This is a genomic window from Chelatococcus sp. HY11 (assembly GCF_018398335.1).
Taxonomy (GTDB): domain Bacteria; phylum Pseudomonadota; class Alphaproteobacteria; order Rhizobiales; family Beijerinckiaceae; genus Chelatococcus.
This window is the reverse complement of record NZ_JAHBRX010000001.1, coordinates 129,999-145,093: the sequence shown is the minus strand read 5'-3', so window position 1 is coordinate 145,093 and position 15,095 is coordinate 129,999. Positions and strand designations below refer to the sequence as shown.

The window sequence follows — 15,095 nt, the reverse complement described above, 5'->3', positions numbered from 1 at the left end:
CTCGAGGAAGAGGGGGCGCCGAAGCGCCCCCCGTACCTTACGCGCCAGCGTTCTTGAGCAAGCCGCGGTGTTCCATTGTCTTGGCACCGACATCAAGGCGGGCCTTCACCTCGAGGCCATCGACCTCGAAGCCCTGGCGGCTCTCGATATAGAGACCGCGATTGCCCTCGAGATAGGCAAGCTCAACAGTGTCGATCTGGGCTGGCGAAGCCGCCAGATACCAGGCGGTCGCGGAGCCCGCGATGTTGCTCGGGGTGGCCGCGCCCTTGGCGATACCATTGTCGAGGCGAGCCTCGACAATGATCTCAAGCTTCTTCATCGAGTTGGTTGCCACGCCGGCGGAGGTATCCGGATAGAACACGGACTTGAGCTTCTGCTCCGCAGTCGTCTCCAGAGCCACCGGGACGATCAGATACATCGGGCGGATGTTCAGAACGGTTTTGCCGTCAAGACCGGTCTGCTTCGCCATCGCCGCACGGGCAAGGCCCAGCGGCGCAATGTCGAAGGCCGCGGCCGTGGGCAGGTTGCCGTGGTTCGCATGGAACAGCGCGGTCCCATCGCCCATGGTCGGGTTGCCAAGGATCTGCGCCCAAACGAGGTCACTCTCAAGCTGGGCAGCGGCGCCGCCCATAAGCTGCGGAATGCGCCCGAAGGCATTCATGTCATCGTTGACAATGACCTGGCGGGTGATCGCGATCACCTTGCCGTAGGTCGCGATCTTGTACGATTCCTTACCCTCGGCCAGAGACCCGCGCTTGTACTCGCCGCTCTCGTTGACCTTGTCGAAGGCCGGACCCTCGCCGAGCTGCGCCCGGTTCACCGCCTTGAAGTCGGAAACGGTGACTTCGCGGACAAGCGGCCGGAAGGTCTGGCCCGCCGCCTCATAGCCGGCGCGCAGGGTCGTGTTCACGACGTTGCCGAGGATGATCGGGAAGTCCGAGGTCGAGCCGTAACCGGAGCGCTGCGCAAGCGCCGCGCCGGCGATCTCGTTACGCGACATGCCGCGGGTGCGAATGCCACGAACCTCGAGCGCCTCGCGGGCCATGTCCATCAGCGAAAAGCCGCGATACTCACGCGCGCCATCGGCCAACGGCGCCGCGGGGTCGGCACGGTGGAGCAGCGCGGACTGCATCAGCGCTGCGCGCTTCTCATGGTGCTCCTCGCCAACACTCGCGCGCGGCGCCGTCTCACCATCGTCGCGATCGGCGATCGCATCGAGCAAGGCCACGCGGAAGTTCGCCAGGCTAGTGCGCTTGCGAACGTGATCCGCGCCGAACTCAGGCATGCGGGCACGAGCCGCAAGCTCAGTGATCTTGGCAACGCGCTCGGCCTCGTCAGAGATGGCCTGCTCGACGCGTTCTGCAACAGCCGCGTCAATGCGGGCCTGCTCGGCCGCTACGTCCCGCTGCTCAACAACCGGAGCGACGGGAGTGTCGTTGCCGCGAGTGGCCTCTGCGGCGGTATTTTGGTCAGCCATAGAGGCTCCCTCAAGAGAAGCGCCGGAGCGCTCGATGATCACAGTGTTCGTGCCGGCGTCAGAGCGAATCTGCGCGCCTGGGTCGGCGGGAATTGGCACCGCGGAGATTTCCAGCGGCTCCCAGTCAGTCACGCGGAACAGAGCGGGTTGAGTATCGTCGCTCTCTTCTTTCAGAACGCGGTGAATCCGGTAGCCAACGGAGATGTTGCGGATCACACCGTCTCGAATGTCCTGAACAATGCCGGCCGCGTCTTCGCGCTTACTGAGTTGGACCTTGGCAACGCCAAGCCCATTCTCAATACGAGCCGTGCCGGGGACGACGTTCCCGATCACATTCTCCAAAGACCAGCTATCGTGCGTGTTCAGGAAGGGAGCGCCCGCATTCAGGCGCTCCAGCCGGACGGCCGACGCGGAGACTTCAAGCTCCTCGTCATACGGCCCGTCCGACCACGAGTAGCGACGCACCCGAGCTCCAGTGGTCCACACGATATCGATCGTGTTCGCCTCTTCGTTGAAGCTCTGCGCGCGCACCTCGGCGCCCCGCACCTGGCGGGGCAGCTCGATCGTGTTGTGCATGTTAGTCCTTCGTCGCCAGCGTCAGTGCGGCTTGCATCGCGCCCGTGTGGGTGACCCTGCGGGGATCGGTGTCGAGGATGATCTCAGCGGCGTCGATCTTGTCGTTCCACGACTTGATTGAGGCCAGCACGTCGTCGGCGTTGTAACCGCGTTTCGCGATGGCATCGGTCATGCTCGTCAGGCCGGCGCGCACTTCCATGACATCAGCGGTGACATCCTTGAGCGGGTCGATCGACTCAAATCGAGGCGGCGTCCAGATCACCGGAACATTCGGCGAGTTGATCCTTCCCTCGAGATAAGCGACGTCGCAGAACCAGCGCCACATCGGCTCGCACATGAGCGGGATCAAAACCTGCCACTGTAGCGACTCGACCAAGCGGCGGAACTCCAGAAACCCGGCCCGGATGCTCGAATAGTTCACGTTCTCCAGGTCGCCGGACAGGATCTCGTACGGCAGCCTGTAGCCCGCCGCGATCGTCCGCAGCATGGCCCGCTTGTATTCATAGTACCCACCGACCGCATGAGGCTGGTTGAACGTCACCGACCGTCCGCCGCGGGCATGCACGAACATGCCGGGCTCGAAGCGATCGACCATCTGGCCGGTGCCGTCAACGATCGCGCTTGTTCCGACGATCGGTTCGCCGTTGGCGCCTGTCCCCTCCTCCAAGTCGGAAACCACGCCGACGGCGCAAGCTTCCAGCTTCTTCCGAAGCAATTCCGCATGCTCGTAATCGGCGAGGTCTCGCAGGTGCTCCATTGCTGAAACACCCCACGGAACGCCGCGGAGTTGCTTGGCCTCGCGCCAATAGAGGTGCGTAACCTCTTGGGCAGCGACGGCACGCGACTTCAGATCGTTCCGACCAATGCGGTACGCGTCGCCGGGATGCTTGTTGTAGAGCCAATAGGCAACACGGCGGTTGAGGGCATCCAACTCGATCCCCTGCATCACCTCACGCCCTGCCGGGCTCTGCGTGACCGAGGAGTCGAAGTAGTCGGCCGTCAGCACCTCAAGCTGCATCGCGACAGGCAGACCGTCGCGCGCCTTCCGAGGACGGCGGCGGATGAGCGCGTCGCCGCCCTCCACCATCTCGCGCGCCGCCAGAGCCTGAAGGCCATACACATCCGAGCCGGCATCTGCATCAGCGACCTTTGAGAACTCGTCCCAGAGATCGTTGACGATCTTGTCCTGTTCGGCATCGCCCGTGTTGGCCCGCGGCACGATGCCGGGGCCGACCAGGTTGTTCACCCAGGCGGTGACAGCCTTGGCGGCGGTCGGGTTGTTGCGGTTGAGGTCGCGCTGAATGGCCCGCAGCTTGTCAGCCGCGGCGCCGATCTCTGCGTCCGCTGAAGTGCCCGCCCTGACCCAGCCGCCGTTTGCCCGGCTCGGTCTTGTCGCGCTGTAGCCACGGCGCAGAATGTCCGACTGGACACGCGCCCGCTGCCGCCGCAACCCCGCCTTGGGCGACACGTATTCGATCGCCCGATCAAGCAGGTTCATGCTACCCCCTGTGGAAGGAGATGAGGCGAGCGCTTGAAGCTGGCCGCGTGGGCGGGTCCAACTCGGCTTCCAGATCGGCGATGATCCGCTTCATGTCCTCGCGGGAACGGTACGTGATGTCCCGGTCTCCGGCGCGGACGCGGAGCGCGCCCATGGCGAGCGCGCGTTTCAAGTCGAGGAGAAGCTCCTGCTTCTCCTCCGTCGTCAGGTCAGCCATCCGCGCCGCCTCTCACCCAAAAATGAATTGGCACGGGGCTGCGTCTGCTGCACCCGCTCGACCGGAACCGCATCAAGGCCTCTGACCTCGCGCTCCCGCTTCCACCGCTCCGGCGACCATGACGCCACGCCGCGCGTCCAAAGCGCCGCTCTGGAATAGACCCGACAGTCCAGCGCCTCGTTGGCCTTGTGATCCATCACCCACTCGTAACGACCGGTCTTGCGGCGTACCCGTCGCTCAGCGACCAGCTGCTTGCACCATTCCGCATCCATGAAATCCGGCACGTGGACATATCCCGGAGGGTATGCTCCAGCCTCTTCACGACCGCGGATCAGGAACCGGTAGAGCTCCGCCTTGAACACGTCGCCGGTGATCGACCGCAGCCGGATCGCGCGCTTGCGGCGCCCGAACGGGATGTTGGTCGGCGTCGAGACGGGCGCATTAGCCTCGTAGCCGCGCCGCCCCTTGATCGCCAGCACGCGCGCCTGGTCCTGCTTCGAGATCCAGCCGTAGACGGCCGTCGTCTGGTCGCCGGTGTCCACGGCGAGCAGATCGATCTTCATCAGCACGCCGGACGTATGGCGCCACGTATCGTCGAGGGCTTGCTCTACCCCGGCCCATGTCTTCGGATCGTCGGCCGGGCCGTAGAAGACCCGCTTCTCGATCGCCCAACTCTCCAGCCCCTCGCCCCAGCCCCACACGTGGAGCTCGAGGCGCGCCGGACTTGCCTGAACGTCGACCGCCGCCGTGATCATCGTCACGCCCGAAGGCAACGTGCCCGGCTGCCAGCTCTCGCGCCGTTCGTAGATCCGCTCCCAGTCGACGAGCTCGGACGCTTCGAACCACGTCTCACCGAGGCGCGTGTTCTTGAAGGTCTTGAGCTTCGAGATGTCGCCTTGGGCTTCTTCCCACTCGCGCGCCATTTCCTCCCAGGAGAGCCACCCGAGCGGCGAATAGAGCCCCGAGATATGGAAGCCCACCGAGTTCGGATCGACAGGTTCAGCCGTCGCGCGCCACTCGCCCTTCGCCAGGAACGACGTCTTGTGGCGCTCCTCGAACAGAACACCGCAATGCTCGCAAGCGTAGCGTGCCGTCTCCGGCTTGCCTGCCGTCCACTGCAACCCTTCCCACTTCAGCCACTGCATCCCGCCGCAGTCTGGGCAGGGAATGAAGTAGCGGCGCTGGTCCGACTTCTCATATTCACGCTCGATCCGGCTCTCGCCGTGGATCGTCGGCGTGGACACCAAAAACATCTTGGCCTTGCGGCCGAAGGTCGTTGTGCGGTTCGCGACAAGAGCGATCGGGTCGCCTTCGCCGTCGACGTCGCCCGGATAGGCATCCACCTCGTCAAGGAAGGCGTAACGCGCCGGCATTGAGCGCAGCCCAACACCGGAGTTCGCTCCGGTCATCACGAGGATGCCGCCGGGGAACGTCTTGGCGAGCACCGTGTTGCCGCTGTCGCGCGACTTGGCGTCACCCATGATCGCCCGCAACTCGGGGCAATCATCGATCAGGGGCTGAACACGCTGCTGCGAAACCTTCTTGGCGGTGTCGACGGTCGGCCACACGCCCATGACGGGCGCCGGCGACCAATGCATGATGTAGCCGAGCCAGTTGTTGCCGGCCTCGGTGGCGCCAACCTGCGCCGACTTCATGAACACGACGCGCCGTGCGGTGTGCATGGGCGACAGCGCGTCCATCACGTCACGCAGAAACGGCACACGATCGGTGCGGTAGTTGCCGGCTTCGGCCGCCAGCTTGGTCGAGAGGACGCGGTACTTATCCGCCCACTGCGAAACCGTTAGAACGGGCTCCGGCCGGATGGCATACCGAAGCTCGTCCTCTACATCGGCGAAGCCTTGGTACTCTGCATCAGGCTCGGACCACCGGGCTTGATAATTCATCGAGCACCATCGCGATCACTTTGTTCAGCGCCACATCGAGGAGCCCAACGTCACAGCCGACCTCAGCTGCCATCTGCGCGCCGAAGCGCGCCGGGATGCCCTGAACCGCCTGGCGATAGCCTGTGAAGGCGCGATTGACGTGCTTGCGGACGGCGTCGAGCGGCACGAGCTCCTTCCGAAGCTTCGCGATGCGGATGTCGCGCTCGCGGGCCTTCAGGATCGTCTCGGCCGTGCGGGCCTGGTCGAAGTCGAGGCCAGTGGATTCCGCCCCGCCCTCCTCCATCAAGACGCGCTTGATCAGGTTGACCGCTTCACGGGCGCCACCCTCGTCGAGCGCCGGCGCCTGATCGGTCTCCGTGCGCACGGTGCGCGCACTGCGCACTTTGGTGCGCGCCGGGTCAGAGTTTTTGGCCCAGGCCTCGCGTGCCGCTTCGGGATCAATCGTCCCATCGGGCAGCGCCGCGATTTTCCCTTGGCTCAGTGCCTTTCGGACGCCGGCCTCCGACACCCCAAGGATCCGGGCTAGCTCTCGACGTGAAACACCCAAGTGCGAACCTCGGAAATTCGGCTGGAACTAGCGTTTTTTAGGGCTGCCGTCGCCGCGCAGGGGTGGGGGTACCGGGGAAGAACCTATCGCTCGCCCCTAGCACAACACCTCACGCCGCGTGCCCTTCTTGATGTTGTCGTTGGCCCACATTGGCCGTAGGTTTGCCAATGACCACGCAGACCGCACCTCGTTGTCATTCGCCAAGTCAAACGATGAGAGTGGCAAGATGTGATCTATGTGGATGAGACCGCGGGAGAACTTCTGCCACGACATGCCTCGCGTGAACTGCCTCTCAAATGAGGCCCGAAGCTGGGCAGGTGTATAGCCAAGCTCATCGAAGATCTTTCCGCCAGACGTCATTGACGTCAGAGCGCCACGCAGGCCTTTTTCGTGTCGAGCGCATTTGCGCCTGTCTCTTACTTGGCTACGAACGCGCTCGCGAAGGTTGAACACCGGATCGTGCTTGTAGCGCAGTCTCCACCTCTCAGCGCTCGACAAACCAGGCGCAAGCCACGGTTTATGCTTTGCGCTCTCGATGCGATCGGCCGCACGTTTTGCCTTATGCGCTTCTGCAGCGTCTGCCCTCTTCTCTTCGCGGCGCTCAGCGGCCAGACGCGAGACTTGAGCGTTGTATTCATCGCGCGTCAGTAGAACGCGACCCTGCCTAGCGGCCGCCCTCTCGCGCTCGCCCCGCCGTTGTTCGGCCGTGCGTGGCTTGCGGGGAGAGCCCTTAGGCCTCGGCTTTCGTGGATGCCCATCGGGAAGCGCCCTTGCAGCAGCCTTCTCCCGCCAGCGCTCGCGCTCGCGTATGACGCGGCACTCGTCGCACCACTTCTTGCGTTTTTGGCCTTCGGGGACCACGCATTCGGCCTGGCACTGCTGGCAGACAAAAATTTTTCTATCGGCCTGCATCGCGCCTCCGTCTACGGCATCGCCCTCATGATGCGGCGGGTGATGGCGTCCAGCACGAAGGTGCGCGCCGACTGCTCGAACGTCTGCTCACTCTGGTCCTTCACGATCTCCTTGGCCACCGACGGGCCGTAGAGGGCGCGGATAGGGAAGCGGGCTGCAGTGGTACGCGCTCGGTAGCGCCCGCCGCTGGCGAACGATCGCTTAAACTGATGTGCCGTGCCCCATGGGAAGGCCAGCACGCCCTTGCGGTTCACGCCAACACGGAAATTGCCGATCGGCATTCCCTTGCCCTCGCCTCGGATGACGTAGGCGAGGTCGCCAGCCATGCTGCCGTGCGTGCGCTCCACGATGGCCCTGTAAGCCTTGACGCCCGTCTGTTTGCGCAATGCCCTACGGACCCGCGTCAGCGTCTTCTTGCCGCCCTCCTGCAAGCCCTCGCGCATGGCGCGCTGCATGCGTGCAGGTTGGATGGCATCTGCGAACTGCTGGAGCACGCCGTCTGTGGAGACGAGGATCTGCATGGCCCACCGAAAAGAAAAGCGGCCGGGGAGCACGTTGGTGCTCGACCCGGCCGAGGGTCGCCTTGCGGCGATCAGGTACCGAACACGCCAACCCACATGCAGTGGATGGCGTGCACCCAGAAGGCTATCGCGACTGCGTGCATGCGGATGCCTCGATGGTGTTGGAGCCGCCGGCAGGAATCGAACCCGCGACCTGTGCCGTACAAAGGGACTGCTCTTCCAGCTGAGCTACGGCGGCTGATGAGGTGGTGCGGGCGAGGCCAGCAACCCCTCGCAAAGTGAAATGCCCTGATCAGGCGGGCACCCACGGCATGCTGATCACCGTGTCACCGCACCAGGCGCGGGCTCGCCGTGTGGGCAATCCGCCCCGGTTACTGCCGCGCTGAACTGGTGGGAAGGGTAGGAGTCGAACCTACTCAGCAACAAAGGCAGCGGGTTTACAGCCCGCCCCAACTCTCCGGCTTTGGCGCCTTCCCGAATAATCCCCGGCCTTTGTCCCGTCGTGATCGGCCTAGGAACCCGATCCGGTCGGATTTGTCTCCGAGGGTCGGCGACGGCGGCCGCGCATCGTGCGGCACGTCACCTGGGCCGGCGGCATAGCGGCGAGCGCCAGAGGCAGTCCGGGAATGACCGTGGGTTGACTCAGCAATCTCAACGTGAACAAATAGGGAACATTTATGGAGAGAAACGATGGCCCATATCGAGATCTCAAACATCCCGCCGTTAACCGCGGACCAGCTGAGTGCAACGTCAGTTCGGTACTATGCCGTCTGCAAGCACTGCCATATCATCAACGAGCGCGGGATCGCTATTGAGCCCTACGACGACCTCCTGCCCTCACAGGAACAACTACAGGCCGCCAATATCCCCCAGGCGCTCAACATCGTCTGCGAGCAATGCAATCAGCAGGACTTTGAATTCGAAGTGGTCGGCACATCGCAATGACTTTGCGCCACTGTCTGCGGAGCCATACGACGTCCGCTTTGGCTTCGGGCTTTCATGTCCGCGAACGAACCGCAGGCATCCACCCTCGTGGCTCTCCCGTGTGAATTGGTGAGCCGCCCCGGCACACAGCCAAGGCGGCGTCGTTACGTGGGCAGTCCGATCGCTGAGCGCATCGGCAAACTGTTAGCCTGCCCAAATTCTGCTATGCGGCAACGGCCATGGCGACAGGTGGGTTGTTGTCATTGGCTGCCAGGCCAGCGTTGATCATCGCCTGATGGAGCGGGACGCTTCCATCCACGCCGAACTGCTTCAGCAGCGCTTTGTCGCGGGCATGCGTTCTGCCCTCGGTCATGGAGATGTACAGGGCATCGTTGGCCCATGCGTCGCCCGTCAAAAGCGTGGCGTTGTCGTAGTCGCGATTGTCATAGTGGTCGAGGCTTGGACGCTTCGTCATCGAGGACGCGCTCCTGAAATTCGGTGGAAGTTGATTGGCTTCCCATTAACCCGCACGGGAGGGTGATCTGGTCATGAGCAGCTACGCTGCTATGTCTTCTCGCCTGATTTCGCCAAGTGCGTCGCGGATAGCGATGAGGCCCATGTGGGCGACAGCCTTAGCCGCTCCAGTTGCTGCATTGATGTTTCCCGAACCGAGTGCGCGCCCAACCCTCTCCAGCGTAGCGCCGTGCAGCACAAGATCCTCGAAGGGCTCAAGGATGAGGCCCAGCCGGCTGCGCAACTGTGCCAGCAAGGCCTTGTCGTCGATCATCGCATTGACCTTGGCGTCGCCGTTCCACTTCTTTGCGACCTTCGCGCCGTTCTGCGTGCCGATGTCGCCGGTCACCTCCACGGCGGTTAGCTTCCGGGCCCCCTTGTTAACAACCTCGCCCTTCGCATTGAGCCAGGTTCGCTGATCGAGCGGCATGAACTCCATGCCCTGCGATGTCCCTCCCAGCAGCGCGCCGCTCGTCGCGCTGGCTTCGATCTGCCGATATCGGATGGCGTATTTGAGCAGGTCGCCGTTCTTTTCGGCCAGTAGCGCCTTGGCCAGGGGCCATGCGATGTTGTCGTTGTCGGCCCTGCCGTCCCATCCCTCCCCGATCGCCTGTCGAGCCCTGATCGAGCGCTTCAATTTTTCAGCCGCTCGGTCGTCTCTCTTCCGCTCCGCGTCCATCGCGAGCTTTCGGGCCGAAGGGGCGTTGTCATTGGCTGCTATGGTCATTGGCTGTCCTGAATGCGCTGGCGCACGAGCGCCATGGTCTGGCTGGCTGCGTCGTCTTCGTCCTTGGCGATGACGACGGCCACGGGAGGGAAGCCCAGCTCGAGAATTTCGGCGTGGGCGTCGATTTGCTCTGAGGACAGCTCGCCGTCCTCGGTCTTGTATTCGATCTGGAGCAGGTTGCCGTGAGGCAGGTAGATGTTCAGATCCGGTTCACCGGCCGCCATGCCCGTGGCTTTGGCGATTGCCCGGTCTCTTGGGCTGCGAAGCCCGGCGTTCATGCTGGCCGCGTATCGGAGGGGCATGCCATCCTTGCGGGCCTGGAAGAGCGCTTTGATCGCAGCGTGCTGCAAGCGCCATTCGGGAATTCGTCTGGTTGCCATCGTTGTCCTTGGGTGATGGCGGGCCGTAGAGCGTGTTGTTGTCTCCCGGCTCTCAGGGCCGGTTTTGCCTTACGTGTAATATATACACTCTTCCCAGATTCAGACCTCCTTTTTAGAGTATAAGGGTATACCCCCTATATTTACATGTTAAAGTTATAAGTAGATGATATATAAAGATAAAAGGGGAATTTTTAACGTGCAGCACCTTTCCGGATTTCTACATCTTTACACGTTCGAACATGCAAGAATCCCCCTTTTACACGTTTGGCCAACACGTTTGCTGCATGTTCACGCGGCCTCCAATTCCGCCAGTTTCAGCCCCTGCCCCCCGTTCCGGGCACGTGTGCGGGTCACGTCACCCACGCGCACCAGGCGGTCGATGGCCGCGTTGACGTGCCGGTCCTCCGATCGAGAGATGCCCTTGATGCGGAGAAGCGCGCCCATGCCCATCGCCCCGTCTTTGGACTTCCGCAGGGCCGCGACGATCGCCTTGCAGAGGGACTCGAACTCGCTCGACGCCATGTGCTCACGCACGCCGCGATCGAGGCAATCAAGAGAGCGCTGCACGACGGCGTAACCCCACTCAACATCGTCGAGTGTGACGCGCGCTCGGGCGCCGTCACGGGACAGCGCGCGGATGGTGGCGAGCTTGATCGTCTGCTCGGCGGTGCGCCCGATGATGCCCTCGACGCCGTTGCGCTCCTCGATCTCGGCGATCTGCCAATCCTCGATTTCAAGCCAGCGGGCTTCGACAGCGGGGCTGTCCCATTCGACGACGTGGAGGGGGGGCCTGGCGCGGGAATCACGGTGGTTTGCGCCTGCGAGGTTGCCCCGGCCGAACTGGGTATTTGCCGCATCCTTGATGGCCGCTTGCAACGAAGGCGGCGTGATCATCACCGGAGGCGCCTTACGGCGCTCGGGCGTCTCGGTGGCGTGGATGACCGTCATGCGGTTCAGGAAGCCGTCCGATAGGTTGCCGTCCGCCAGACCGTCATAGAACGTTGAAGGCGTGGTCATGCCCAGGATCGACAGCGTGGGGCAGAAGATCGGCTCGGGATCGTCGCGCTTCGGATCCGCATACTGCTTGCCGGTCCACATGTCCGCCGACAGACTGTAGACCTCCAGGAGCGCGCGCCGAACCGTGCGCGTCCAGGAGGATGCGTTCTTGCCGTTCACACCCTGGAGGACCAGCCCGAACTCGTCCCACGCCACGACCATGGACGGGGAGCGTCGCAGGGCGCGCTCGATGGCGCTGTCGGCCGTGAAGTCGCCGGCAACGACGAGCTGCTGCAAGCCGGTGTCGACGGCCAGGGTCTTGAGTGCCTTCAACGGATGCCCCTTTCCGTGGGCAGAGGAGCCCAAGCCCACGAAGTAGACGTTCAGCCCCGCGCCGGTAGGTCCGACGCAGCGACGGCCGTACAGACCCGCCAGGAACGTCGTGGCGGCCATGACGGCATACTCAGGCACGGGACGCCGTCCATTGTCCAAGACCCACTGGGAGATGGCCTGCAGGAGCCCGCCGGCAGCAGACGGCGTGAACGGGTTGACGTTGGCACGTGGTGCCGCGACAGGCTGGGGCTCGGATGGCTCGGGCGCGGATTCCGTGGCAGCGACCTTCGGGAACCAGGCTTCGAGCCCGTAAAGGTCCGGCTCCTGGTAGCCGAGCTTTTCACGCAACCACTGGTCCGCGAAGTCGAGCCCGCAACCGAGCGCCTCCATGACGACGTCGAGGGCGGTGTAACCGCGATCCCCGTCATGGAAGTCCTTGATACCGTCGCGGGTGATTTTCAGATTCGGGTTGCGCTGGTGGGTGGGCCGGCCGCGATTTGACGGTCGCCAGAACGGCACAGCCACGTAGCCGCGTGGCGTCTTTTTGCATTTGGGGAGATCGAGCGCAGGCACCCACGCGTCGAGGTCTTCGAGCGCCTTGGCGTTGAGGTCGCGCCAAATTGAGTGGCCGTATCCCTCGCCCTGCGGCCTCGGGGTATGCGTCGGCGCGTAGCCAAACGGCGCCAGGGCCTCCGCAATGCGCTCGGCGATGTCAGCGGGGAGGACGGGTAGACGGTCGGGCGTCGTGGTTTCGAGCGCCTCGCCGATCCACTGATAGGGCTTTTGCGTCTCCGGATGGATGGTGGGCGGGACGACCGTCTGCTTGCCGTGGGCCAGAAGGTCCACGACGCGCTCGTTGTTCACGTTGAACGCTGCCGACTTGATGGTGCTGGGGCCGGTGTAGAAAGCCGTGAAGCCCTTCTGCCCTCTTTTCATTATCGGGGATTCGGGAATGACAGCGGCCAATGCGGCACACAGCTCCGGGTCGTCCGTATCGATGTCGATCGCGACCAGGCCAGCATAGCCGAGCGCCACGCAGACGCCAGCATCGGGCCAGCGCTCCCAGGCACGGGTCTCATAGTCGGTCGGAAGCCGGTTGCAGTACTGCTGCCAATCGTTCCGGCCGTACCACTGGCCATAGCTGTAAGAGCCGGGTCTCTTGGATCCGGGGCGGCAGGGGATCGCGCTGTAGCCTTGGTCGACGAGCGTGGAGCCGGTCTGATTATAGGGCGTTGGCGCGGTGGGGGTGGTGGGGGTGAGGAGGGTCATTGGAGAGGGTATCCGGCGAGCGTCATGCGTAATCCCTTATTTCGATCGGCAAGAGGACGAGAGGAAAAAACCGAGTCTCAGCCCACGGATACATGCGCTTTGCCAAATCGCGGGCGATGGACTCTGTACCGTTGCACTGTGGAGAGGCGCCGGTTAGCCGGCCCGCACGACGTTTCTCGGGCTGCCAGAACATCAGGCCGCGTTCGGGGTGCACGCTGAACCAACGGTTCCGGAGCACCTGAACTATGCCATTGGCGGTGAGGACTTCGGCCTCCGGCATATAGACGAGACGCGGGTCGTCTGGTGTGATACTCATTCCCCATTCCTCGCAGGAAGTTCGATAGCCAGAATGTCCGCCTCGATACCGGCCTTATCGATCAGCCACATAGACGGTGTTTGGATCGTCGGAAGCGACCACTGGCGGACCACGCTTGCGGCCATGGCCTTCGCGTCTCGAAAGCCAGCCCCGTAGGCACGTTCAGTTGCGTCGCGATGTGCCTGCACAGCCTCCGCATACTTCGTTATGCGGGCCTCATGGCGTTCGGTGAGATCCTTTATGTGCGCCGCATGTTGCTCGCCATCCATGCGGAAAAGATCGCGGAGACGCTCGATCTCCGCCTCCAGGCTATCGATAACCGCGCCGCGTCGGTCGATCTCAGCGGCCATTTCCGCTGCGCTGGCTTGGCGCTGGACTGTAGCTATACTCAAAATGGCGCCCTCTTTTCGCGTATCTGCTGCCGTAGACTTGCGCCGAACCCCAAGACGACCTTCCGCACGAACTCGCGGTATTCATGCTCGGTGAGTTCGGCCAAGTCGGTTTTCCCCAAACCGTCCAAATACGCCCCGCCGTCCGCGCCCGCGTCCGTGAGCGCCAATACCTCGAAGGCGTCCAAACGGCGCGCGCTGCGTATACCGTCGGCCATGACGGAGCACTCCTTACAGAGCCACTTGGGCTCCCGTGCCGTGCCTATGCCCAGCCCCTCGGCGTGCCGGTGGCACAGCCAGCAGTCGGCCGGTTCTTCCATTGGTGGAATTGCCATTGTCGTCCCGTCAAATTATGTGTATCAAGATACACATAATCGGTTGACGCGCCGCTCTCATGGTGTATAACTATACACATCAACGGGGAGCGACGACATGAACACGATGAAGGCTTCAGAGATCAGGGCGCAGCTGGAAAGGGAGGGTTGGGTGGTGTCACGGTCAGAAAAGCACATCACCTACTGGCACCCGGTCCTCAAGCGTATCGCCCGCGTTCCTCATGGCAGGAAGATGGTCTCATCCGGTGTCATGATTTCGATCGCTAAAGCCGCCGGCTGGAAGTGGCCACCCCGATAAGGGGTGGCTAACACAAGGATCTGAGAAGATGTCATATTACACCGCCATCATTGACCGTTCAGAAGACGGCGCCTTCGGAGCCTCGTTCCCCGATCTCCCCGGCGCCACTGCAATGGCCGATACCCTGGACGAAGCCATCGACGCCGCGCGTGAAGCCTTGCGCGACTGGGTGGAAGTTGCCGTTGAAAACGGTGTCACGGTTCCCGCTCCCCGCGACGCAGCCGATATCGTCAAGGACGCCGACGTAAAAGACCTTCTGGCAGCCGGCGCGATCTTGGTGGGCGTGCCCCTCGTCGCCCGTCGCGGGCGCGCTGTGCGCGTCCAGATTACATTGGACGAAGGCACGCTTGCTGCGGTTGACGAAGCCGCCCGGCGCACGAAGGACACCCGCAGTGGCTTTCTGGCACGGGCGGCAATCGCGGAAATTGCCCGTGCCTAGCGGCCGGCCCGCCAATCGCTTAGTGCCTTCACCTGCCGATACTTCCGCTCTCTGGCTCGCAGGTTCTGGCACTGGCGCTCGACCGCCATGATGTCTTCGACGTTGCCGATGCGGTCGGGGTTCTGCGTCCAGTGGTCGGCGAGCCATCGCACGGCATCGCGGCTTGGTAAGCGCACGTGGCGCGGGACGGTGTAAACGACGGCGCGCGTGTCGCTCCATACAAGGCGGAGAAGCCCACCGTCTTTATGGAGCACGACGCTTGGCATCAGCGCCCCTCAACATGGAGCTGGGCGGCTGTGTCGGAGGCTGGCTTGCACGTGCTCCGGCCAACGGCGACACCGACAAAGCCGAAACCGATCGCGAGTACCAGGGCATACAATGCGGCCAGCGCGGCGCCCATTCCGATGATTGGCTTGAGCGCCTCGAGGGCGAAGGTGAGCGCCCCGATGACCGTCGCCAAGGCCGCGAAAGCCGCCAGACCGACTCCAGCGCCAAGCCAGAAGTTCTTCACGTCTTTCATGTTC

19 protein-coding genes and 2 tRNA genes are annotated in these 15,095 nt (G+C 63.3%); 3 read left to right on the top strand and 18 right to left on the bottom strand.

The window, feature by feature from the left end:
- Window positions 1-37 precede the first annotated feature (37 nt).
- The 9 genes from KIO74_RS00775 to KIO74_RS00735 all read right to left on the bottom strand — a co-directional run bounded on the left by KIO74_RS00775 (window position 38) and on the right by KIO74_RS00735 (window position 8,128).
- Window positions 38-2,053 (bottom strand): prohead protease/major capsid protein fusion protein, encoded by a 2,016-nt coding sequence (locus KIO74_RS00775; protein WP_213329539.1) that lies wholly within the window; start codon window positions 2,051-2,053, stop codon window positions 38-40.
- 1 nt (window position 2,054) lies between these two features.
- Window positions 2,055-3,551 carry a phage portal protein gene (locus KIO74_RS00770; RefSeq protein ID WP_213329535.1) on the bottom strand — a complete coding sequence of 499 codons (1,497 nt, stop codon included), beginning with the start codon at window positions 3,549-3,551 and terminating at the stop codon, window positions 2,055-2,057.
- A 1-nt stretch (window position 3,552) separates the two neighbouring features.
- Entirely contained in the window at window positions 3,553-3,768 is a 216-nt protein-coding gene (locus KIO74_RS00765) for a phage head-tail joining protein (protein ID WP_213329532.1), read from the bottom strand.
- The gene (locus KIO74_RS00760) at window positions 3,756-5,672 is read right to left on the bottom strand and encodes a phage terminase large subunit family protein (protein WP_213329530.1); all 1,917 of its coding nucleotides are present in this window, start codon (window positions 5,670-5,672) and stop codon (window positions 3,756-3,758) included. Before KIO74_RS00760 ends, KIO74_RS00765 begins: the two co-directional genes overlap by 13 nt.
- A complete protein-coding gene (locus KIO74_RS00755; protein ID WP_213329527.1) occupies window positions 5,641-6,180 on the bottom strand; it encodes a hypothetical protein in 540 nt (179 codons plus the stop codon). Before KIO74_RS00755 ends, KIO74_RS00760 begins: the two co-directional genes overlap by 32 nt.
- Before the next feature lie 135 nt (window positions 6,181-6,315).
- Window positions 6,316-7,131, bottom strand: coding sequence for an HNH endonuclease family protein (locus KIO74_RS00750; RefSeq protein ID WP_213329525.1), 816 nt, complete (start codon window positions 7,129-7,131; stop codon window positions 6,316-6,318).
- An 11-nt stretch (window positions 7,132-7,142) separates the two neighbouring features.
- The gene (locus KIO74_RS00745) at window positions 7,143-7,652 is read right to left on the bottom strand and encodes a hypothetical protein (RefSeq protein ID WP_213329522.1); all 510 of its coding nucleotides are present in this window, start codon (window positions 7,650-7,652) and stop codon (window positions 7,143-7,145) included.
- A 162-nt stretch (window positions 7,653-7,814) separates the two neighbouring features.
- Window positions 7,815-7,890 (bottom strand) — tRNA-Thr (locus tag KIO74_RS00740).
- 150 nt (window positions 7,891-8,040) lie between these two features.
- Window positions 8,041-8,128: transfer RNA gene (locus KIO74_RS00735), tRNA-Tyr, on the bottom strand.
- A 214-nt stretch (window positions 8,129-8,342) separates the two neighbouring features.
- Here KIO74_RS00735 and KIO74_RS00730 point away from each other — a divergent pair.
- A complete protein-coding gene (locus KIO74_RS00730) occupies window positions 8,343-8,597 on the top strand; it encodes a hypothetical protein (RefSeq protein ID WP_213329519.1) in 255 nt (84 codons plus the stop codon).
- 202 nt (window positions 8,598-8,799) lie between these two features.
- Here the strand turns inward: KIO74_RS00730 and KIO74_RS00725 are convergent, their stop codons facing one another.
- The 7 genes from KIO74_RS00725 to KIO74_RS00695 form a co-directional block, all read right to left on the bottom strand.
- The gene (locus KIO74_RS00725) at window positions 8,800-9,051 is read right to left on the bottom strand and encodes a hypothetical protein (RefSeq protein ID WP_213329517.1); all 252 of its coding nucleotides are present in this window, start codon (window positions 9,049-9,051) and stop codon (window positions 8,800-8,802) included.
- 81 nt (window positions 9,052-9,132) lie between these two features.
- The gene (locus KIO74_RS00720; protein ID WP_213329514.1) at window positions 9,133-9,816 is read right to left on the bottom strand and encodes a hypothetical protein; all 684 of its coding nucleotides are present in this window, start codon (window positions 9,814-9,816) and stop codon (window positions 9,133-9,135) included.
- On the bottom strand, window positions 9,813-10,166 hold the full coding sequence (locus KIO74_RS00715) for a VRR-NUC domain-containing protein (protein WP_213329511.1): 354 nt from the start codon (window positions 10,164-10,166) through the stop codon (window positions 9,813-9,815). Before KIO74_RS00715 ends, KIO74_RS00720 begins: the two co-directional genes overlap by 4 nt.
- A gap of 318 nt (window positions 10,167-10,484) precedes the next feature.
- Complete coding sequence (locus KIO74_RS00710) at window positions 10,485-12,794, bottom strand: bifunctional DNA primase/polymerase (RefSeq protein ID WP_213329508.1); 2,310 nt, start codon at window positions 12,792-12,794, stop codon at window positions 10,485-10,487.
- A 22-nt stretch (window positions 12,795-12,816) separates the two neighbouring features.
- Window positions 12,817-13,110, bottom strand: a complete 294-nt coding sequence (locus tag KIO74_RS00705; protein ID WP_213329505.1) for a hypothetical protein — start codon at window positions 13,108-13,110, stop codon at window positions 12,817-12,819.
- Window positions 13,107-13,502, bottom strand: coding sequence for a hypothetical protein (locus KIO74_RS00700; protein WP_213329502.1), 396 nt, complete (start codon window positions 13,500-13,502; stop codon window positions 13,107-13,109). Before KIO74_RS00700 ends, KIO74_RS00705 begins: the two co-directional genes overlap by 4 nt.
- Window positions 13,499-13,717, bottom strand: a complete 219-nt coding sequence (locus KIO74_RS00695) for a DUF6511 domain-containing protein (RefSeq protein ID WP_249730819.1) — start codon at window positions 13,715-13,717, stop codon at window positions 13,499-13,501. The genes KIO74_RS00700 and KIO74_RS00695 overlap by 4 nt, the downstream gene beginning before the upstream one ends.
- Window positions 13,718-13,931: 214 nt before the next feature.
- Here KIO74_RS00695 and KIO74_RS00690 point away from each other — a divergent pair, with 214 nt between their 5' ends.
- Together KIO74_RS00690 and KIO74_RS00685 are read left to right on the top strand one after the other, a co-directional pair.
- The gene (locus KIO74_RS00690; RefSeq protein ID WP_213329495.1) at window positions 13,932-14,132 is read left to right on the top strand and encodes a type II toxin-antitoxin system HicA family toxin; all 201 of its coding nucleotides are present in this window, start codon (window positions 13,932-13,934) and stop codon (window positions 14,130-14,132) included.
- A gap of 28 nt (window positions 14,133-14,160) precedes the next feature.
- Complete coding sequence (locus KIO74_RS00685; protein ID WP_213329492.1) at window positions 14,161-14,571, top strand: type II toxin-antitoxin system HicB family antitoxin; 411 nt, start codon at window positions 14,161-14,163, stop codon at window positions 14,569-14,571.
- Here the strand turns inward: KIO74_RS00685 and KIO74_RS00680 are convergent.
- Both KIO74_RS00680 and KIO74_RS00675 read right to left on the bottom strand, forming a co-directional pair.
- A complete protein-coding gene (locus KIO74_RS00680; RefSeq protein WP_213329487.1) occupies window positions 14,568-14,837 on the bottom strand; it encodes a hypothetical protein in 270 nt (89 codons plus the stop codon). The two genes, KIO74_RS00685 and KIO74_RS00680, sit on opposite strands and share 4 nt — an antisense overlap.
- Window positions 14,837-15,091, bottom strand: a complete 255-nt coding sequence (locus KIO74_RS00675) for a hypothetical protein (RefSeq protein ID WP_213329484.1) — start codon at window positions 15,089-15,091, stop codon at window positions 14,837-14,839. The genes KIO74_RS00680 and KIO74_RS00675 overlap by 1 nt, the downstream gene beginning before the upstream one ends.
- Window positions 15,092-15,095: the final 4 nt, after the last annotated feature.